This is a genomic window from Streptomyces sp. NPDC040589, assembly GCF_055594445.1.
This window is the reverse complement of the sequence record NZ_JBVIWP010000017.1, coordinates 45,929-64,330: the sequence shown is the minus strand read 5'-3', so window position 1 is coordinate 64,330 and position 18,402 is coordinate 45,929. Positions and strand designations below refer to the sequence as shown.

The window sequence follows — 18,402 nt, the reverse complement described above, 5'->3', positions numbered from 1 at the left end:
GGCTCGAGCCGATCCCACATCGCATCAGTGATCACTAACCGGACAGACACACCCGATCAACTGACCAACCCGTCAAAGAGACACGCCCTAGGCCGCTCCGGCGGCCGGCCCCCCGGACAGACGGCGGAACCCCGCCCGACCACGACCCCGGTCGTCGACGGGCACACCCCCAACGGCCTGAGGATCCCGCCCCGGTTCTCCTTCGAGCACCTGCGCGGTTCACCCCGACTCCGGCTCCAGCAGCGGTTGTTGCAGCAGCCGGGCGCCGGCCACCAGGACTACGGCGAACAGGTCGACGACATCCTCGCGCTGCTGCGCGGCGACTACCGCTCGCCGGAGGGCCTCGAAGCACACGCCGTCCCCGGCGAGGGCGCCGACCTGCAGGTGTGGATCCTCGGCAGCAGCGGCGGCGAGAGCGCCGAGGTCGCGGGCCGCAACGGCCTGCGCTTCGCGGCCAACTACCACGTCAGCCCGGCCACCGTACTGGAGGCGGCCGAGGGCTACCGGGCCGCGTTCCAGCCGTCCGACCATCTCGACAAACCCTTCGTCAGCGTCTCCGCCGACGTCGTCGTGGCCGAGGACGACGAGACCGCCCGCGAACTGGCCACCGGCTACGGCCCGTGGGTACGCAGCATCCGCACCGCCGAGGGCGCGATCCCCTTCCCGACCCCCGAGCAGGCCCGCGCCCACGCCTGGACGGAGCAGGACCGCGCCCTGGTCGCCGACCGCGTCGACACCCAGTTCGTCGGCTCGCCGGGGCGCGTCGCCGACCAGCTCGAACAACTCCAGGAGGCCACCGGCGCCGACGAGCTGATCATCACCACCATCACACACGACCACGCCGACCGCGTGCGCTCCTACCGACTCCTCGCGGAGGAATGGCAACGCCGGTGAGCCGGTCGCGACCCGGCCCCGTCCTGAGACGGGGCCGGGCGCGAACCCCCGCTACAGCGCGGCCGCCGCGCCGTGCAGGCTCTTCGCGGCCAGGGCCAGGCCCTCGGTCTGAGAGTAGGCGGCGTCCTCGTGCTCGATGTTCACCGCCATGTCCGGGTCGACCTCGGCGAGGGCGCGCAGGAACTCCGTCCAGTAGGCCACGTCGTGTCCCTCGCCGACGGCGACGAACTTCCACGCCGGGTTCTGCGGCCAGGAGTTGCACCAGAACCCGTAGCCGGTGGGCACCTTGCCGGGCGCGTCGGCCGGCACCCGGGCGAACGACGTGTCCAGCACACCGCGGATGTCGGCACCCGGGCAGAGCGTGGCGTCCTTCGCCGCCGCGTGGAACACCAGCGGGCCCGGCCACTTGATGCAGGCGACGACGTCCATGCCCTGCCACATCAGGTGCGAGGGGTCCATCTCGGCGCCGACGTTCGTCAGGCAGCCCTCGTCGACGAGGCGCTTGAGGGTGACCGGGGAGAACACCACGTTGTGCGGGTGCATCTCGATGGCGACCCGGACATCGTGCTCCCGGGCCAGCACGTCGATCTCCTTCCAGAACTCGACGGCCACGCCCCACTGGTAGTCCAGGACGTCCATGTAGACGCCGTCCCACGAGGGGTACGTGGCGTCGGGGTCGGAGCCCGGTGTGCCGGACATGGTGACGACGTGCCTCACACCGAGCAGGCCGGCCAGACGGATGGTACGGCGCAGATCATCGGCGTGCTTCGGGCCGACGCCCGGCAGCGGGTTGAGCGGATTGCCGTTGCAGTTCAGCCCGGTCAGTTCCATCCCGCGGTCGGCGAACGTCGCCAGGTACTCCTCGCGCGCGGTGGTCGAGGACAGCAGCAGGTCCACCGGGCAGTGCGGGGCGGGAATGAAGCCGCCGGTGTTGACCTCGACCGAGGTCAGCCCGTTCTCCTTCAGGATGTCGAGGGCCTCGGTGAGGGTCCGGTCGTGCAGACAGGCGGTGTACGCGCCGAGATTCAGGGCCATGGTCAAGTGCTCCTTGTGTACGGGTGGTCAGGCGGCGGGCGGAACGTCGACGGCGGTGCCGCCGAGACGGGAGGACTCGACCACGGCCCTGATGATCTCCATGGTCCGCAGCGCGTCGGCGAACGTGGCGCAGGCCGGCAGCGGCTCGGAGACCCCCGCGACCTGGTCGAGGAAGGCCCGGGCCTGGTAGGTGAAGTTGTCGGCGTTGCTGGCGCCCACGCCCGGCGCCTCCATCGGGACACCGCCCGCGAAGTACGGCAGGTTCGGGCCGGCGATGATGTGGCGCGCGCCCCGGGTACGGGCGTCGGGCTGGGCGTCGGCAGCCTGTCCGGCGGCGAGCGCCAGGCCCTGGCCATCGCGCGCGCCGTCTACTTCGGAGCCAACGTCCTCATCCTCGACGAGCCCACCGCGGCGCTCGGCGTCAAGGAGGCCGCGCACGTCCTGCGCATCATCATGCAGGCCCGCGCCAAGGGCGTCGCCGTCATCCTCGTCACCCACAACGTCCGGCACGCCATGATGGTGGGCGACCACTTCGCCGTCCTCATCCGCGGCCAGAAGGCCGACGACTTCCGCAAGGGCGAACGCACCCGGGAGGAGATCACCGACCTCATGGCCGGCGGCGAGGCCATGGCCGACCTCGAAGCCGAGCCGGCCCTGCTGCGGTCCGAGTCCTGAGGCGCGACACCTCGGCACGACACCGGATGCGGTCACGACCTGACCGCATCCCGTGCGACGGTGACCGGGCAAGCCGCCCGGACCACTCGAACCACGGGTCGGCACACGACTCGAAGGCCGAGGTGCTCCCTTGACCGTTCTCGACGCCCGCGCGCTCAACCGCGCCACCCTCGCGCGGCAGTTGCTCCTCGACCGCGCCGACATGCCGGTGCTCGACGCCGTCGCGCATCTGTGCGGTCTCCAGGCACAGGAGCCGCAGGAGCCGTTCATCGGGCTCTGGTCCCGGTTGCGGGCCTTCACGCCGACCGTGCTGTCGGACCTGCTGACCGGGCGGCGCGTGGTGCGGACCCACCTCATGCGCCGCACCGTCCACCTCGTCACCGCCGACGACCTGGTGGCCTGGCGGGCGCGCCACGACGCCATGCTGCGCCAGCGGGTGCTCGGCACCTACCGTCGCGAGCTGGAGGGGGTGGACCTCGGCGAACTCGCGGCGGCCGGGCGGTCCGTCATGGCCGACGGCGAACCCCGCGCGATGGGCGACCTCGCACGCGCCGTCGTCGACCGCTGGCCCGCGGCGGGGCCCCGGCCACTGGGCGAGATGCTCGTCGCAGGCCTGCTCCCGACAGTGCAGCTGCCCCCGCGCGGGCTGTGGCGCACGACGGGAGGAGCGCGCTACGAACTGGTCTCCTCCTGGCTGGGACGCGAGATCGACCCACCGGACCCCGACAGCTCCGACCCCGTGGGGCAGGCGCTGGTACGGCGCTATCTGGCCGCGTTCGGCCCCGCCGCCTCGGCCGACCTGCGCGCCTGGTGCGGCCTGGCCGGACTGCCCGCAGCCGTCTCGGCCCTGCGCGAGGAACTGGTCGCCTTCCGCGACGAGCGCGGCCGGGAACTGCTGGACCTCCCCGACGCGCCGCGCCCCGATCCCGACACCCCCGCCCCGGTGCGGTTCCTGCCGGCCTTCGACAACGCGATCCTCGGCTACCACGACCGCGGCCGGATCATCGACGACACCCATCGCGGCCTGTCGGTCGCCGGCGCCCGGGTCGTGCTGGTCGACGGCCGGGTCGCCGCGACCTGGAGCGTCGAGGCGGACACCGTCCTGATCACCCCGCTGGGCCGCTTCACCCCGGCCGACCGCACCGCCGTCGCCGAGGAGGGAGGGGCACTGGCGTCCTTCCTCTCCGGCGGCGACAGCGACCGGGTGCGGATCGCCGCGTCCCCGGGCTGAGCTCCACGCCGACAGGGGCAGCGATCAGGCGCACACTGGAAGGGTGCTGCCGGTGCTCACGAGGGGGTGTCGGCCGATGGAAGCGTCAGAGCGTACGACCATGCGGTGGTGGCGGTGGCGACGCAACGCGCTCAAGCGGCGCGTGGACGTCGTCGAGGCCTGGGTCGTGCTCGCCGGCTGGGTGTTCGCCCTGCTGGGCGGGCTGGCCGGGGGACTGATGGCGGCGGGCGCGGTCGAGCAGGCCGTCGAGCGGCAGCGGGCCGGGAGCCACCACGTGTCGGCGGTCGTCGTCAAGGACGCGCCGGGCCCGTCACCGGCCCGCGCGGCGAGCGACCACCGGGTGTGGGGCGAGGTGCGGTGGACCGCGCCGGACGGTTCGACGCACAAGGACGAGGCACGGGTACCGCCCCGGGCGCCGGCCGGGAGCACGGTCCCCGTGTGGGTGAACAAGAGTGGTGACATCACGACCCCACCGGTGTCCGAAGCCGAGGCCTGGCTCCACACGACCATGGGCGGCGCGCTGGCCGGGGCCCTGGCGGGCGGGGCGGTACTGGGAACGGCCTGGCTGATACGGCTGTCCCTGGACCGGCGGCGCATGACGCAGTGGGACGAGGAATGGGAGCGGATCGACGCGCGGCGGGGGTGGAAGACCGGCTGACCCAGCGGAGGAGTGCATGGCGGGTCACTCCCGCCCGAGTATCTCGGCGGCCGCCTCCACGCCCTCACGGGTCCCGATGACGATGAGGGTGTCCCCGCCGGCGAGCCGGAAGTCCGGCGTGGGGGAGGGGATCGCCTCGGCCCGGCGCAGCACCGCCACGACGGACGCGCCGGTGTCGGTGCGGATCCGGGACTCGCCCAGCAGCCTGCCGTTCCAGTGCGAGGAGCCGGGCAGTTCGATCCGCTCGGCGACGAGCCCCAGGTCGGTGGTGGACAGCAGGTTCGGCGTGTGATGCGCGGGCATCATCGCGTCGATGAGGGTGGCCGTCTCCTCCGTCGTCAGGCGCACCGAGAGGTCGCAGGCGTCCGGGTCGTCCCTGCGGTAGGCGCTGATCGTCCGGTGGCCGTCGCGGTGGGCGACCACCGAGAGACGGCGGTTGTCCCGTGTCGTCAGGTCGTAGCGGACCCCGATGCCCGGCAACGGCGTACTGCTGAGGCGTGGCGCGCTCATCCCGGTCCCCCTTCGGTCGGCGTGCGCGTTCCGGAGACTCGCCTGGGGGCCCCGCCCGGACGAGCGACCGGATCCGGCCTGTGGGCTCATCCTGGGCGGCCGGGAGGGACGGCACCCGTCCTGCCTGGGTTACCTGGGTGGCTCCGAGAAGGGCGATCCGGAAGGGAAGGGAGTGGCCGAGGGCAGCCTCGCGGTCGCCCCCTCCACCTGCCGTACGGTGCCCGTTCCCGGCTGGTGGCCCGTGCCCGCGCCGGTGGACAGCTGGGACCAGGCCCCGAGGGCCACGGCCACGGCGGCGGCGGTGGCGACGACACGTCCCACGCGCCGGGCCTTGGCACGGCGGTCCAGGTCCCGCCAGGCCACGCGGACCCACAGTTCCTCCGGCTGCCACAGGTCGCCGACGACGTGCGGGGGTTGGGGCCGCCGCCCCGCCGCGCGCTCCCTCGCGGAGGGCTCCCTGGGGGCGGAGGCCCGTATGGCGTCCTCGGTGTCCGAGAGGAACCTCCGCCACACGTCTTCCGCGATCGAGGGAACGCCGTCCGGCTCGTCGGGCGTTCCCGCTCTGCCCGGTCCTTCGGTGGTCATGTCCGTCATCCCCTCTCCGACCTTTGGCCCGATCACTGCACAGCGCAAGATCAGTATGCCGCCCGGAGCTGCGAAAGGCCTCGTCGGAGAGGGAGCAAAACGACGGGCGGGCCGAATTCCGTCTCGGCCCGCTCCCGGCGCAGCGGCTTCACGCCACGGCGGGCGCCGCCGGCAGGACGTGGTCGCCGACCTTGTCGGTGCTCAGGCAGAGCGAGCAGACCACGGCGTCGTGCGTCCGGCATGCGGCCACGTCCGGCCGCTCGAACTGCTGCCGGCACACATGGCACTCGTAGGTGACGGCGCTGGGGTTGCCGTCCTCGTCCAGGAGCGGCTCGGGGATGCCGTCGTCCGTGCGGCGCAGGTAGTACTTGCCCTTGGTGACGACGGCCATCAGCGGTGTGAGGACGAAGGCGATCACGGCCGCGGCGACGGGGGAGTACGGCTGGAGCGTGTCGCCCAGCGCGTGGAAGTACATGGCGATGGACAGCCCGGACGCGGCGACGAAGGCCACGACACCGACCGGGTTGACGGCGTAGAGCATGCCGCGGCGGAACTCGGGGGCGTGCGGAGACAGTTTCAGCACGTACTTGTTGATGCCGATGTCGGTGGCGACGGTGACCACCCAGGCGATCGCGCAGTTCGAGTAGAAGCCCAGGATGCTGTTGAGGAAGCTGAACATGTCGGCCTCCATCAGGGCCAGCGCGAAGCCCAGGTTGACCAGGACGAAGACCATCCGGCCCGGGTAGCGCTTGGTGACCCGGGTGAAGGAGTTGGTCCAGGCGAGGGAGCCGGAGTACGCGTTCGTCACGTTGATCTTGATCTGGCTGATCACGACCAGGGCCACGGCCAGCGGGAGGACGATCCAGGACGGCATCATCGCGTCGAAGGCGTGCTTGAACTGCTGGATCGGCTCGGGGGCCGCGGTGGGACCGACCTCGGCGATGATGTAGACCGCGAGGAACACACCGATGGCCTGCTTCAGCGCGCCGAGCACCACCCAGCCCGGGCCGGCCATCACCACGGCCGTCCACCAACTCCGCTTGTTCGCCTCGGTCTTGGGCGGCATGAAGCGCAGATAGTCGATCTGCTCGCCGATCTGCGCGATCAGCGACAGGCACACGCCCGCGCCCAGCAGCACGGAGGCGGTGTTGACCCCGCCGTCCCCGTCGGTGCCCGCGTAGGCGAGGAAGCGGTCGACGGACCCCGGGTCGGTGGCGACCAGGTAGACCAGCGGGCCGACCATCAGCAGCAGCCAGATCGGGGTGGTCCACACCTGGAGCTTGCTCAGCGCCGTCATGCCGTAGATCACCAGCGGGATCACCATGAGGGTGGAGACCAGATAGCCCAGCCACAGCGGCAGTCCGAGGCCCAGCTTCAGGCCCTGGGCCATGATCGAGCCTTCGAGGGCGAAGAAGATGAAGGTGAAGCTGGCGAAGATGACGCTGGTGAGGACCGAGCCGAAGTAGCCGAAGCCGGAGCCGCGCGTGATCAGGTCCAGGTCGATGTTGTAGCGGGCCCCGTAGTAGGCGAGCGGGAAGCCGGTCACGAAGATGACGACGGCGGCGACTGCGATCGCGAGGAGCGCGTTGCCCGTGCCGTGGGCCAGGCCGATGCCGGCGCCGATGGAGAAGTCGGCCATGTAGGCGATGCCGCCGAGCGCGGTCGTCGCCACCACCATCGGAGTCCAGCGCCGGTAACTGCGCGGCGCGAAGCGGAGGGTGTAGTCCTCCAGGGTCTCCTTGACGGCCTGGTCGGAACCCGGCGCCGCCTGCTGCGCCGGTTCCGGATCGGTGACTTCTGCCAGTCGTGGCTCGGTACTCATGCCACGCCTCCTCGCTGCGGGTTGGGGACGACAGGCAGGCACGGTAGGCAGCGGGCGTTACCCCTAAATACTTCCTGCGTGAAGGGAATGTTTCGGAGGCATCTCACGCCTCGACAGCGGCCGTCTAGGGCACTCCGAGTTCGAAGAGCACGTACCCCGCGTACGACCCCGAGGCCAGCGCGGCCGTGCCGAGGACCGTGGCCAGGGACGGCCATCCGAGCCGGCTCATCGCGAGGGCGAGGGGGACGAACAGCGGGAAGAGGGGCAGCAGATAGCGCGAGACGTTGCCGAAGATCTGCTGGGTGGTCATCACCATGAGGTACGACAGCACGGTGTACACGACGAGCACGGCCGGCGGGCGCAGCCGCAGCAGCAGCACCGTCAGCGCCGGCACCGCCAGTACGACGCAGACGCCGATGACGTCCTCGAAGGCCCTGGCGAAGAGATAGTCGAAGTGCCCGACGGGGAGGGACGTCAGCACCTTGAACGTGTGGGCTCCCCAGTCGAACTTGTGGGCCCACGCGCCGTCCTGGAGCTTGGAGTAGCCGTTGATGTCGCCCATGCGGTAGTTGACCCAGGCGAGATAGCCGAACAGTCCCAGCGGTGCGATCGCCACGGCGGCCAGCGGACGCAGCACACCGTCCGCGCGCCGGCGCAGGGACAGCAGCGCGGCGACGGCGAGGGCGGCGATCAGCGCGGCGGCGGTGGGCCGGCAGAGCCCGGCCGCACAGGTCAGCAGACCGGCGGTCAGCCAGCGGCGGGACATGACGGCATGGCAGGCCCACGCGGCGAGAGCCGTGTAGAGGGATTCCGAGTAGCCCGACCACTCCGTGCCCGAGCCGGGCCAGACCGCCCACAGCCCGGCCGCGACCAGACCGGCCCGGTGGCCGCCCAGCCGCCGCGTCACGGCGTAGATGCCGAGCGCCGCCACGAACGAGGCGATCACGGACACCGTCAGGCCGGCGCCGAACAGTCCGAGCCCGGTGCACTCCGAGACCAGGCGCATCAACGCCGGGTACAGCGGGAAGAACGCCGCCGAGTTGCCCTCGAGGGTGATCAGGCCGGTCGCGCCCGGGACCGGTTCCAGCGCGGGGTCGTATCCGTGCTCGGCTATCTGCTGGTACCACCAGCCGTCCCAGCTGGCCAGGACGTCCCAGGCGTGCTCGCCGCCGCCGAAACGGGGGTTCTTCTTCCGGAAGTCGCCCGCGGAATCCAGCAGGTACATGAAGACGGCGAAGCCGGCCAGCTTCAGCACGCCGTACGTCAGCAGCACGGGACCGTAGCGCACGACGGCCCGGCGCAGCCGCCGGCGGAACTCCCTGGATCCTCGGGGGACTTCAGGAGGCTCGTGGCCGGACAGCGGTCGGCTCAGCTCGGCGGTGCTCATGAGGATCCTGTCGTACGGCGGTCGTTGTCGCGGGCGGGGAACACCCAGGTCCGTAAGAGGAGGAAGCGCAGCAGTGTCGCGGACAGGTTGGCGGCGACGAGGGTCACGAGCTCGACCTCGCGGCCGGCCCCGGGCGCGGTGTGGCGCAGGGCGGCCAGGGAACCGCTGGTCAGGGCCAGCCCGACCAGGAACGCCGCCAGGCCCTTGAGATGGTGACGCAGCGCGCCGCCGCGCCCCCGCACCCCGAAGGTGAGCCGCCGGTTGGCCGCGGTGTTGGCCACCGCGCTGGCGAGCAGGGCGAGCGCGTTGGCCGCCTGCGCCCCCGTCGCCGGTCTGAGCCCGAGGTAGAGCAGCAGGTAGCACAGAGTGCTGGCGACACCGACGGCGGCGAAGCGGACCGCCTGCCGGGCCAGACCCGCCGGCAGCTCCCCGGCGAGGTCGCCGTCGCTGCGGTGCAGCGCGCTGAGCGGCAGCCTGCCGCAGGCCAGGGCGCGCCCCAGTCTCGCCATGCCCCGCAGATCGGCCAGCGCCGTGGAGACGATGCGCACCCGGCTGTCGGGGTCGTCCACCCAGTCCACCGGCACCTCGTGGATCCGCAGCCCCGCGCGCTCGGCGATGACCAGCAACTCGGTGTCGAAGAACCATCCCTGGTCCTCCACCAGCGGCAGTAACCGCTCGGCGACATCCCGCCGCACCGCCTTGAAGCCGCACTGCGCGTCGGAGAACCCCACGGCGAGCGTCGAGCGCAACAGCCCGTTGTAGCAACGGGAGACGATCTCCCGCTTCGGACCGCGCACCACCCGTGAACCACGGGCCAGGCGGGTGCCGATGGCGATGTCCGAGTGCCCGGAGATCAGCGGCGCGACCAGCGGCAGCAGCGCCGCGAGGTCGGTGGACAGGTCCACGTCCAGATACGCCAGCACCGGTGCACGGGACCGCGACCAGGCGGCGTGCAGCGCGCGGCCCCGCCCCTTCTCGGCCAGCCGGATCCAGTCAGTGCCGGGCAGTTCGGCGGCCAGCCGCGCGGCGATCCGCGGGGTCCGGTCGGTGCTGGCGTTGTCGGCGATGGTGATCCGGAACGAGTAGGGGAACGTCTCGCCGAGGTGCGCGTGCAGGCGCCGGACGCACGGCTCCAGATCGTTCTCCTCGTTGTACACGGGCACGACCACGTCGAGGACGGGGTCCGGGTGGTCCGCGGGCAGGGGCGCCCGGCGCGGCAACGCGGCGAGCTCTGAGGTCGGGCGGTCTATCAGGGCCGACCGCCGTTCGGTTCTCATGGCTGCTTACCGGTCTCTTTCTGGCGCGTGGCATACGCGAGCGCCGGTTCAGGGCATGCCGAAGGCGCCCGTGTCGGTGGTGCGGTGACGGGAGTTCGGGGCGATGACGCCCCTGGCAGGAAGCGCCTCTCAGGCGGCTACTCGGAACTGACCGATGCGGAGGGCTCCTGTGTCGTCTCCAGGGCGGACGGCGGTGCCGTCGTCCGGGTCGGGGGAGGGGGTGATGGGGGGAGGGCCGTGGTGGTGCTGCTCTCGGAGGGCGTGGCGGTCGGCGGAGGGCCGGTCGGCGCGCTCGTGGTCCCGGTCGGCGTGCTGCCGCCGGTCGAGGTCGCGGGCACCGACGTCGCCGACCCGGTCGGAGTCGGGCTCGGATCCGAGGTGCCGGTCGTGGGCCCGTTGTCGTGCGTGGGCGTCGGGCTGGTCGCGGGCCGCGGCCGGGGATCGGCGGGCTGGGCCTTGGTGAGCATGCTGGGCAGCAGGGCGAGCCCGACGCTGAGTCCGGCCACCGCCACGGCGGAGCCGCCCGCCTTCCACAGCATCCGCGACCGGCGGCGGGCCCGGATGCTCTGGTGCAGCCGCTGCCGCTGCGCGGGCTCGTAGGGAGTGTGCTGCTGGGTGTCGCGCATCAGGCGCGACAGGTCCCGCTCGAAGTCGTCCATCGTTTCTCCCTTCACCCCACGGGCCTGACGGCTTCGGACAGGATCTGGCGGAGCCGTGCCACTCCGCGTGACGCGTGGGACCGTGCGGTGCCCACGGGGCAGCCCAGCGCCTGGGCGACCTGGGCCTCGGGCAGGTCCTCGTAGTAGCGCAGCACCACCGCCGCCCGCTGCTTCGGCGACAGCAGCGCCAACGCGGCCTCCAGGCGTGAGCGTTCCGCCACGGTGGACGACACATCGCCCGGGTCGGCGCGGTCCGGCAGCTGCTCCACCGGGCGCTCACCCCACCAGCGCCGCCGCGCCGAGCGCGCCGCCATCCGCACCAGCACCGTGCGGACGTACGCCTCCGGGGCCTGCTCCGCGACCTTCGGCCAGGCGAACCACAGCTTGACCAGGGCCTCCTGCACCAGGTCCTCGGCCCGTTGCCGGTCGCCCCCCGTGAGCAGCCGCGCGACATGGAGCAGCGCCGACCAACGGGCGGCCACGAACTCGTCGAAGCCGTCCGCCCGAACCTGCTCCATCCTCACCGTCCCGCGTCTCAGTGGCCTTCTACACCTCTGAAAAGACGCTGGACCCCGCCCCACGCTGCACCCGGATCCTGTGATCCACCTCACTCCGGCCGGGCTCGGGCGCAGAAACCGGACCCGGGCATGGAAAAGGGCCCGTGCACAGGCACGAGCCCTTCCGATGTACGCCGGGGGATGGCGCTGGTGCGCACGGGGACGGCGATGCCGCGCGGGATCACCCGCCGCCCGGGCCGCCGCTGCCGAACGAACCACTGCTGCCCTTGTTCCACCGGGGGCGCTCCTGCGACGCGCTCCTGCGGTCGCTCACATTGCCGTGGGCCTTCAGCCGGTGCGGCGTCAGCCGGTCCTGGCTTCTCGGCACCTCCTCGGGTTCCCGGCGCTCACTGACCTCGCCGACCGGGCCGCCGTCGGGCAGCCGCGGCTGCTCCTCGGGGCGCGGCGTGGGCAGCTCCCTGCGCTTGATGCGAACGCCGAGGACGAAGGCCCCCAGCAGCAGGGCCACGACCACCACACCCGCCACGACCAGTCCGATGCCGAGGACGCCACGGCCCGCGGCCATCTCCATCCATGCGGTATGCATGGCGCGCGAGTACCCCTGGTCCTCACCATGAACCTGGCACCTCGCACGCACCCCTTGGGAACACCGGGTTTGACGGGCACCGACCGGGGCTACCCGCGCGGTGTGACTCCGACGACATCCCAGCAGGAGCTGTTCCGGTTCTTGGAGGACCGCTTCGCCTGCGCGCAGGCGTGTACAGAGTGCGCGCGGGTGTGCGCGCTGCGCGCGAGCCTTGTGGATCCCGACGGCACCGAGAACCAGGAACTCGTACGACGCAAGGGCATCATGTGCGCGGAGGTCTGCGACGCGACCTGCCGTGTGCTGTCCGAGCAGAACCAGGTGGACGAGGGCAGCATCCGTGCCCAGGTGGAGTGGTGCCGGGCTGTGTGCCTGGAGGCCGCCCACGCCTTCGACCGGCAGCCGGGGGCGGAGGACTCGGCGGCGGTGTGCCGTGCGTGCGCGCGGGCGTGCACGGACTTCCTCGCCACCCTGAACTGACATTGCCATTCCCTATTTCTGAAACACGTTCTACGGTGTGCGCCGACAGGACCGGCCTTGGGGAGCCTGGAGGCGCCGTGCACCTCGAATACACGCCCGAGCAGCAGCGGCTGCGCACCGAACTGCGCGCCTACTTCGCCGCACTGGTCCCGGACCACGCCTACGCCCGGCACGGCGACCCCGCCGACCAGAAGCGGTTCTACCGCGAGACGATCCGGCGGCTCGGCGCGGACGGCTGGCTCGGCGTGGGCTGGCCCGAGGAGTACGGCGGGCGCGGTCTGACCGCCATGGAGCAGTTCATCTTCTTCGACGAGGCCGCCCAGGCCGGCGTCCCGCTGCCCCTGATGGCGCTGAACACCGTCGGCCCGACGATCATGCGGTACGGCACCGACGAGCAGAAGGCCTACTTCCTGCCGAAGATCCTCTCCGGCGAGATCGACTTCGCCATCGGCTACAGCGAGCCCGGCGCGGGGACCGACCTCGCGTCACTGCGGACCCGTGCGGTACGGACTGGCGACGAGTACATAGTCGACGGCCAGAAGATCTGGACGACCAACGGCGACACGGCCGACTGGGTGTGGCTGGCGGTCCGCACCGACCCGGACGCCCCGCCGCACAAGGGCATCACCATGCTGCTGGTGCCGACCACCGAACCCGGCTACTCCTGCACCCTGATCAACACCCTCGCCTCGCACGACACCACGGCCAGCTACTACGAGAACGTCCGCGTCCCCGTCTCCCGCCGGGTCGGCGCCGAGAACCAGGGCTGGCGGCTGATCACCAACCAGCTCAACCACGAGCGCGTGACCCTGGCCGCCCACGGCACCATGGCGATCCGCGCCCTGCACGACGTGCAGCGCTGGTCGACGGAGACCAAGCTCGCCGACGGCCGCCGGGTCGCGGACCTGCCCTGGGTACGCCGCCTCCTGGCCCGCACCCACGCCCGGCTGGACGCCCTCAAGCTGCTCAACTGGCAGATGGTCAACTCCGTCCAGGAGGGCACCCTCACCCCGCAGGACGCCTCCGCCGTCAAGGTCTACGGCTCCGAGGCCCGGCGCGACGCCTACGCCTGGCTCATGGAGATCGTCGCGGCCCCCGGAGCCCTGAAGGAGGGCTCGGCGGGCGCGGTCCTGCACGGCGAACTCGAACGCGGCTACCGCTCGGCGGTCATCTTCACCTTCGGCGGCGGCAACAACGAGATCCAGCGGGAGATCATCTCGTGGATCGGGCTGGGGATGCCGCGGGTGCGTCGCTGAACGAATGTGACGAGGATTTTTGGTTGGCGCAAAAGAGGGGTAGTTGGCACCAAGATCACGAGCCTTTCAGAGGTGTTGGCGCATCACCTCGATGCAGGTGGCTCGCGCCGCGTTCGATCGGTCCCGGGGATAGGGGATTCCGAGGTTCATGCCGCTGTCGGTGGCGATCGGTGGTTGCTGCCGGGCGAGGCTACGAGTTCCATGGCGCGGAGGAACCGCTCTGTGCAGGACACTCGCGGTGTGTGCGGCAGGCCATCGCCTTCGAGCCGCTGTCGGCGGTCTGTGGGATTCCTGACGAGCCACTTCGGCGGAGTGCAGCCTGCTCACCACGGCGATAGGGGCAGCTGAGTCGGTCCCATCGCCGTGGGCTCCTCAACCCGGTCCGCCCAGCATGATCTTCCACACCCGGGTCGCGACCTGCAGGTTGAGGCGGTCCTCCACGTTCGTGAGGTCATGGCCGCTGATCTCGCGGATGCGCTGGAGCCGGTAGCGGAGCGTGCTGCGGTGAATCGCGAGCGATTCGGCGGTATCGGCGTAGTTGCCGCCGCAGTCGAAGTACCGGGACAGGGTGTCCACGAGCGCCGTCCGGTGCCGGCCGTCGTAGTCGATGAGCTGTCCGAGCCATTCCCGTACGAACGCCTCCAGCTCCCGGTATTCGTTTCCAGGCCCCAGGATGCGGTAGAGGCCCAGATCGTCGAAGAACGTCGTGCCGTATCGCCGTCGGGACCGTTGGCGTACCTCCAGGGCACGCAGTGCTTCCTGGTAGCGGCCGGGGATACCGTCCGGGGTGTCGCAGCGGGCGCTCACCCCGATCGTCCCGTCAGGTGTTCCGGTCTCCAGGGCGAGCGTCTCGTACAGGGCGTGGTCGTGGGGCCTGCCCTCGGCGACCAGGACCACGTGGTCGGAACGCCGGGTCACCAGCGACGGCATGCCCACGGCCGAAGCCGCCCGGCCCACGATCCGCGCGAAAGCGTCGTCCGCGGCCCGGTTCCTCCACTGCACGACGACCACGTACTGGATGCGGTGCAGGTCGTGTCCGAACGCCTCGGACCGGGCGTAGGCGCTCGCGTCGTCCGTGCCCCCCAGGAGATCGTCGACCAGTTCGCGGCGCAGTCGCAGCTCGACCTCCGCCAGATGGCGTAGGTGCGCCAGTTCCAGGGCGAGTGACGTGGCGGCGTGCTCCAGCGCGAACACGGTGTACTCGTCGGCGTCGCCCTGGGGAACGACCAGGGCCAGTACTCCGAGGACCTCACCGCGGGGGCGTACCAGGGAGATCAGCCGGTCCTTGATGCGCACGGGTCCGCCTCTGCGGGCGACCCCCTGGAGCATCTCCTCATGGCGTGCGGGGTCCGGTTCCGGATAGGGGTCGGGCCGGCCGGGACCGGTCCAGGACCGCAGTCGGCCGAAGCGGTCCTCCACCAGCGCGGGAAATCCGGTGAGCTCGTGCAGCGCGCCGGTGATGGCGTCCTCGCCGCCGCCCGAGGCGGCGACCTCGGCGAGGGCCTCGTGCACGGACCGCCGATATCCCAGCTCGACCGCGAGGGAGATCAGCCGCCGCTGGAGGGTTGCCCGTTCCCGTCGCAGTCGGTGCAGCTCCAGGGCGTCTTCGCGCCGGCGGCGGTGCGCGACGGCGACGGACAGGGCCGCGGCGGTGAGGCGTACGAGCGTGGCGAGCAGGAAGTGCTGGGCCTCGGTGGGCCGGGAGCGGGACGTCACCACAAGGTAGCCGTGGAGTCCACCGGGTCCGTGCAGGGCCAAGGCCCGGCCCCTGGACCGGCCGGGAACGGTTACGGGGACGTCGCGCCCCGTCAGCTCTCGCACCGTCCGGTCGACGGCTGACGCATGACCCGGACCGACCTGCGGGCTCGGGACCATATGGCCGTCCACCCTGAGGTATCCGGCCTCGGCTCTGTACGGGCCGACGGCCGACACCTGGTCCATGGCCAGGCGCAGGATCTCGCTTTCGTCCCGAGTGTCGAACAGGGAGCGAGAGACTGCCGGCAGTTTGTGGGATGCCAGGGTGAAGAGGGGCGGGGGGGACCCTCTCCGCGAGATCGTGGGGTGCTGCCCCAGATGGCCCGGCGGAAGTTTGCCCCCCCGGTCGGAAGAGCGTCGGTGCCCACCCCGTCGCCGGGGGCCGGCCATGGGATCACTCCCTTCCCTGAGTTCTCAGAGAGGTGACAGCGTCCGCGTCCCTTCCGCCACGCCGTCCCCGAACAAGGTACCCCGAGATGTCCAGATGTCTCCCTCTCGTGCTCGCGGGGGGACGGGCTCCGTTGTTCTTTGACCTGCCGGGTGCAGGCGCAGAGCTGCTCGGTTCGCGAATCTGGGGGCGTGCCGGGGGCCGCCGTGCACACGGGCAGGAAGGACTGGGCGATGAGCGAGCAGCCTCGTAGGCCCGTTGCCACGTACGAGACGTACCAGGAAGCCGAAAGCGCCGTCGACCACCTCTCGGACCAGGGGTTTCCCGTGCAGCGGGTGGCCATCATCGGGCAGGACGTCCGCCTCGTCGAGCAGGTCGTCGGCCGTATGGACTACGGCAGGGCCGCCCTGCACGGAGCGGCGAGCGGGGCCCTCCCCGGGGCACTGATCGGCTGGCTCTTCGGCCTGGTCGACTGGGTGGACCCGCTCGTCTCCGCCCTGCTCGTCGCCCTCTACGGCCTGATTTTCGGAGCGATCGTGGGTGCGCTGTTCGGCCTGCTGCTGTACGCCCTGCAGGGCGGCCGCCGGGACTTCGCCTCCGTCCGCTCGATGCAGCCCAGCCGATACGACGTCGTCGTGGACGAAGAGGTCGCCGACGAGGCCGTACGGCTGCTCGGCGGGTTGCGGACCGCCGGCGCCGGCGGACGTCCCGCCCATACCTGAACGATCGGATCCGCAGGTGCGGCGCATGCCGCCGCAGCGGGAGGAGTTCCTCATGGCCAAGGCAGTGGGCATCGACCTGGGCACCACGAACTCGGTGATCGCCGTGTGGGAGGGCGGCGAGGCTTCCGTCGTGCCCAACAGCGAGGGCAACCGTACGACACCGTCCGTGGTGGCCTTCACCGACACCGGGGAACGGCTGGTGGGCCAGCTGGCCCGGCGCCAGGCGATCCTCAACCCCAAGGGCACCATCTACTCGGCCAAGCGGTTCGTCGGCCGGCACTTCGACGAGATCCCGGACGAGGCCAGAGCGGTGGCGTACGACGTCGTCGAGGGCCCGGGCGGCGTCGCCCGCTTCAAGGTGCGCGACAAGCTCCATGCGCCCGAGGAGATCAGCGCCCAGGTGCTGCGCAAACTCGCCGACGACGCCTCCAAGCAACTCGGGGAACGGGTCACGGAGGCGGTCATCACCGTGCCCGCCTACTTCAACGACGCCCAGCGCACCGCCACCAAGGACGCCGGGCGGATCGCGGGACTGGAGGTGCTGCGGATCATCAACGAGCCGACCGCGGCCGCCCTCGCGTACGGCATGGACAAGAAGCAGCACGAGACGGTGCTGGTCTTCGACCTCGGCGGCGGCACGTTCGATGTGAGCATCCTCGACGTGGGCGACGGCGTGGTGGAGGTGCGTTCCACGGCGGGCGACAGTCACCTGGGCGGTGACGACTTCGACCGGCGTCTGGTGGATCACCTCGCGGACGACTTCCAGAAGGAGAACGGCATCGATCTGCGCAAGGATCCGCAGGCCCTGCAACGCCTGTTCGAAGCGGCGGAGAAGGCCAAGACCGAGCTGAGTTCGGTGACGCAGACGCAGGTCAGCCTGCCGTTCATCACCGCCGATGCCGCGGGCCCCAAGCACCTCACCGACTCGGTCATGCGGTCCACGTTCGATCAGATCACCAGCGACCTGGTGGAGCGGTGCCTGGAACCGGTCCAGCAGGCCATGGCCGACGCCAAGGTCGGCGAGAGCGACATCGACGAGGTCATCCTCGTCGGCGGCTCCACCCGCATCCCCGCCGTCCAGGCCCTCGTGCGCCGGCTGACCGGCGGCAAGGAACCCAACATGAGCGTCAACCCCGACGAGGTCGTGGCCCTGGGCGCCGCGATCCAGGCCGGGGTGCTCAAAGGCGAGGTCAAGGACGTCCTGCTGCTCGATGTCACGCCCCTGTCACTGGGTGTCGAGACACGCGGCGGCGTGATGACGAAGATCATCGAGCGGAACACCACCATCCCCGTGCGCCGCACCGAGACCTTCTCCACCGCCGAGGACAACCAGCCCGCCGTCGACATCGTCGTCCTCCAGGGCGAGCGCGAACGGGCCGCCGACAACCGGGTGCTCGGCCGCTTCCAGCTCACCGACATCCGCCCGGCGCCGCGCGGTGAACCACAGGTCGAGGTCACCTTCGACATCGACGCCAACGGCATTCTCAACGTCAAGGCGCGAGACCAGGACACCGGCAAGGAACAGGGCATCACCATCACCGAGAGCTCCAACCTCGACCGTGGCGAGGTCGAACGCATGGTCCAGGAGGCCGAGCGGAACCAGGGCCAGGACCAGGCCCTGCGCGAGGCCGTCGACGCCCGCAACGAGCTCGACGCCGTCGCGTACCAGGTCGACAAGCGCCTCACCGAGCTGGGCAACGCCGCACCCGCGCACGAGAAGGCACGCGCCGAGATGCTGGTGTCGGATGCCCGGGCTGCGGTCAAGGAGGAGGCAGGCGTGGAGCGGGTGCGGCCCCTGACCTCCGAACTCCAGCAGGTGCTGACAGGGCTGGCGGCGCATCAGGGTGGCGCCACCACGAGCGGTCCCGACCAGGACACCACCGGGGACGGTGCGACCGGCGGCGGCCCGAGCGGCGGTGGTGGTGACGACGACGTCATCGATGCCGAGTTCGACAAGGACTGAGGTA

The 18,402-nt window shown here is 71.2% G+C and carries 19 protein-coding genes; 8 read left to right on the top strand and 11 right to left on the bottom strand.

Translation table 11 applies throughout. The features are described from left to right. The coding region (locus tag ACZ58V_RS40815) for an LLM class flavin-dependent oxidoreductase (protein WP_471296402.1) at positions 1–894 on the top strand (894 nt) is incomplete at its 5' end. A gap of 51 nt (positions 895–945) precedes the next feature. Here ACZ58V_RS40815 and ACZ58V_RS40810 read toward each other — a convergent pair. Beyond that, positions 946–1,929, bottom strand: coding sequence for a sugar phosphate isomerase/epimerase family protein (locus ACZ58V_RS40810; protein WP_471296400.1), 984 nt, complete (start codon positions 1,927–1,929; stop codon positions 946–948). 27 nt (positions 1,930–1,956) lie between these two features. Further along, positions 1,957–2,148 carry a hypothetical protein gene (locus ACZ58V_RS40805; RefSeq protein WP_468198375.1) on the bottom strand — a complete coding sequence of 64 codons (192 nt, stop codon included), beginning with the start codon at positions 2,146–2,148 and terminating at the stop codon, positions 1,957–1,959. 60 nt (positions 2,149–2,208) lie between these two features. Between ACZ58V_RS40805 and ACZ58V_RS40800 the strand changes: the two genes are divergently transcribed. From ACZ58V_RS40800 to ACZ58V_RS40790, 3 genes are all read left to right on the top strand, one after another. Further along, positions 2,209–2,604: an ATP-binding cassette domain-containing protein gene (locus tag ACZ58V_RS40800; protein ID WP_471296397.1), complete on the top strand. Its 396-nt coding sequence runs from the start codon at positions 2,209–2,211 to the stop codon at positions 2,602–2,604. 130 nt (positions 2,605–2,734) lie between these two features. Beyond that, entirely contained in the window at positions 2,735–3,835 is a 1,101-nt protein-coding gene (locus tag ACZ58V_RS40795; protein ID WP_471296395.1) for a winged helix DNA-binding domain-containing protein, read from the top strand. 76 nt (positions 3,836–3,911) lie between these two features. After that, on the top strand, positions 3,912–4,493 hold the full coding sequence (locus ACZ58V_RS40790) for an Rv1733c family protein (protein ID WP_468198381.1): 582 nt from the start codon (positions 3,912–3,914) through the stop codon (positions 4,491–4,493). Between the two features lie 24 nt (positions 4,494–4,517). Here ACZ58V_RS40790 and ACZ58V_RS40785 read toward each other — a convergent pair whose 3' ends face one another. From ACZ58V_RS40785 to ACZ58V_RS40750, 8 genes are all read right to left on the bottom strand, one after another. Next, the gene (locus ACZ58V_RS40785; RefSeq protein ID WP_471296393.1) at positions 4,518–5,003 is read right to left on the bottom strand and encodes a cation:proton antiporter regulatory subunit; all 486 of its coding nucleotides are present in this window, start codon (positions 5,001–5,003) and stop codon (positions 4,518–4,520) included. 129 nt (positions 5,004–5,132) lie between these two features. Further along, positions 5,133–5,588 (bottom strand): hypothetical protein, encoded by a 456-nt coding sequence (locus ACZ58V_RS40780; protein WP_471296391.1) that lies wholly within the window; start codon positions 5,586–5,588, stop codon positions 5,133–5,135. A 148-nt stretch (positions 5,589–5,736) separates the two neighbouring features. After that, positions 5,737–7,410: a purine-cytosine permease family protein gene (locus ACZ58V_RS40775; protein ID WP_468198387.1), complete on the bottom strand. Its 1,674-nt coding sequence runs from the start codon at positions 7,408–7,410 to the stop codon at positions 5,737–5,739. A 124-nt stretch (positions 7,411–7,534) separates the two neighbouring features. Continuing rightward, positions 7,535–8,797, bottom strand: a complete 1,263-nt coding sequence (locus ACZ58V_RS40770; protein WP_468198389.1) for a glycosyltransferase family 39 protein — start codon at positions 8,795–8,797, stop codon at positions 7,535–7,537. Beyond that, entirely contained in the window at positions 8,794–10,074 is a 1,281-nt protein-coding gene (locus ACZ58V_RS40765) for a dolichyl-phosphate beta-glucosyltransferase (RefSeq protein WP_471296387.1), read from the bottom strand. The genes ACZ58V_RS40770 and ACZ58V_RS40765 overlap by 4 nt, the downstream gene beginning before the upstream one ends. Positions 10,075–10,211: 137 nt before the next feature. Beyond that, entirely contained in the window at positions 10,212–10,733 is a 522-nt protein-coding gene (locus ACZ58V_RS40760; RefSeq protein WP_471296386.1) for a cellulase, read from the bottom strand. 11 nt (positions 10,734–10,744) lie between these two features. Next, positions 10,745–11,251 (bottom strand): SigE family RNA polymerase sigma factor, encoded by a 507-nt coding sequence (locus ACZ58V_RS40755; RefSeq protein WP_468198395.1) that lies wholly within the window; start codon positions 11,249–11,251, stop codon positions 10,745–10,747. Between the two features lie 220 nt (positions 11,252–11,471). After that, positions 11,472–11,837: a DUF6479 family protein gene (locus ACZ58V_RS40750; protein WP_468198397.1), complete on the bottom strand. Its 366-nt coding sequence runs from the start codon at positions 11,835–11,837 to the stop codon at positions 11,472–11,474. 102 nt (positions 11,838–11,939) lie between these two features. On the opposite strand from ACZ58V_RS40750, the gene ACZ58V_RS40745 reads away from it, so the two are divergent. Continuing rightward, positions 11,940–12,314: a four-helix bundle copper-binding protein gene (locus ACZ58V_RS40745; RefSeq protein WP_468198399.1), complete on the top strand. Its 375-nt coding sequence runs from the start codon at positions 11,940–11,942 to the stop codon at positions 12,312–12,314. A 77-nt stretch (positions 12,315–12,391) separates the two neighbouring features. Continuing rightward, a complete protein-coding gene (locus tag ACZ58V_RS40740) occupies positions 12,392–13,570 on the top strand; it encodes an acyl-CoA dehydrogenase family protein (RefSeq protein ID WP_471296382.1) in 1,179 nt (392 codons plus the stop codon). Between the two features lie 372 nt (positions 13,571–13,942). On the opposite strand, the gene ACZ58V_RS40735 is transcribed toward ACZ58V_RS40740, so the two are convergent. Then, the gene (locus tag ACZ58V_RS40735) at positions 13,943–15,715 is read right to left on the bottom strand and encodes a PucR family transcriptional regulator (protein ID WP_468198403.1); all 1,773 of its coding nucleotides are present in this window, start codon (positions 15,713–15,715) and stop codon (positions 13,943–13,945) included. Positions 15,716–15,946: 231 nt separating this feature from the next. Between ACZ58V_RS40735 and ACZ58V_RS40730 the strand changes: the two genes are divergently transcribed. Further along, a complete protein-coding gene (locus ACZ58V_RS40730) occupies positions 15,947–16,435 on the top strand; it encodes a YflT domain-containing protein (protein ID WP_468198405.1) in 489 nt (162 codons plus the stop codon). 52 nt (positions 16,436–16,487) lie between these two features. Continuing rightward, a complete protein-coding gene (dnaK, locus tag ACZ58V_RS40725) occupies positions 16,488–18,398 on the top strand; it encodes a molecular chaperone DnaK (protein WP_471296380.1) in 1,911 nt (636 codons plus the stop codon). Positions 18,399–18,402 lie beyond the last annotated feature (4 nt).

What these genes read in the sequence shown, in the direction of transcription:
- ACZ58V_RS40810 (WP_471296400.1), bottom strand. Translation starts at nt 1,929, where the DNA reads ATGGCCCTGAATCTCGGCGCGTACACCGCCTGTCTGCACGACCGGACC.
- ACZ58V_RS40790 (WP_468198381.1), top strand. Translation starts at nt 3,912, where the DNA reads ATGGAAGCGTCAGAGCGTACGACCATGCGGTGGTGGCGGTGGCGACGC.
- ACZ58V_RS40785 (WP_471296393.1), bottom strand. Translation starts at nt 5,003, where the DNA reads ATGAGCGCGCCACGCCTCAGCAGTACGCCGTTGCCGGGCATCGGGGTC.
- ACZ58V_RS40780 (WP_471296391.1), bottom strand. Translation starts at nt 5,588, where the DNA reads ATGACCACCGAAGGACCGGGCAGAGCGGGAACGCCCGACGAGCCGGAC.
- ACZ58V_RS40775 (WP_468198387.1), bottom strand. Translation starts at nt 7,410, where the DNA reads ATGAGTACCGAGCCACGACTGGCAGAAGTCACCGATCCGGAACCGGCG.
- ACZ58V_RS40770 (WP_468198389.1), bottom strand. Translation starts at nt 8,797, where the DNA reads ATGAGCACCGCCGAGCTGAGCCGACCGCTGTCCGGCCACGAGCCTCCT.
- ACZ58V_RS40765 (WP_471296387.1), bottom strand. Translation starts at nt 10,074, where the DNA reads ATGAGAACCGAACGGCGGTCGGCCCTGATAGACCGCCCGACCTCAGAG.
- ACZ58V_RS40760 (WP_471296386.1), bottom strand. Translation starts at nt 10,733, where the DNA reads ATGGACGACTTCGAGCGGGACCTGTCGCGCCTGATGCGCGACACCCAG.
- ACZ58V_RS40755 (WP_468198395.1), bottom strand. Translation starts at nt 11,251, where the DNA reads ATGGAGCAGGTTCGGGCGGACGGCTTCGACGAGTTCGTGGCCGCCCGT.
- ACZ58V_RS40750 (WP_468198397.1), bottom strand. Translation starts at nt 11,837, where the DNA reads ATGCATACCGCATGGATGGAGATGGCCGCGGGCCGTGGCGTCCTCGGC.
- ACZ58V_RS40735 (WP_468198403.1), bottom strand. Translation starts at nt 15,715, where the DNA reads ATGGCCGGCCCCCGGCGACGGGGTGGGCACCGACGCTCTTCCGACCGG.
- ACZ58V_RS40730 (WP_468198405.1), top strand. Translation starts at nt 15,947, where the DNA reads ATGAGCGAGCAGCCTCGTAGGCCCGTTGCCACGTACGAGACGTACCAG.
- dnaK (WP_471296380.1), top strand. Translation starts at nt 16,488, where the DNA reads ATGGCCAAGGCAGTGGGCATCGACCTGGGCACCACGAACTCGGTGATC.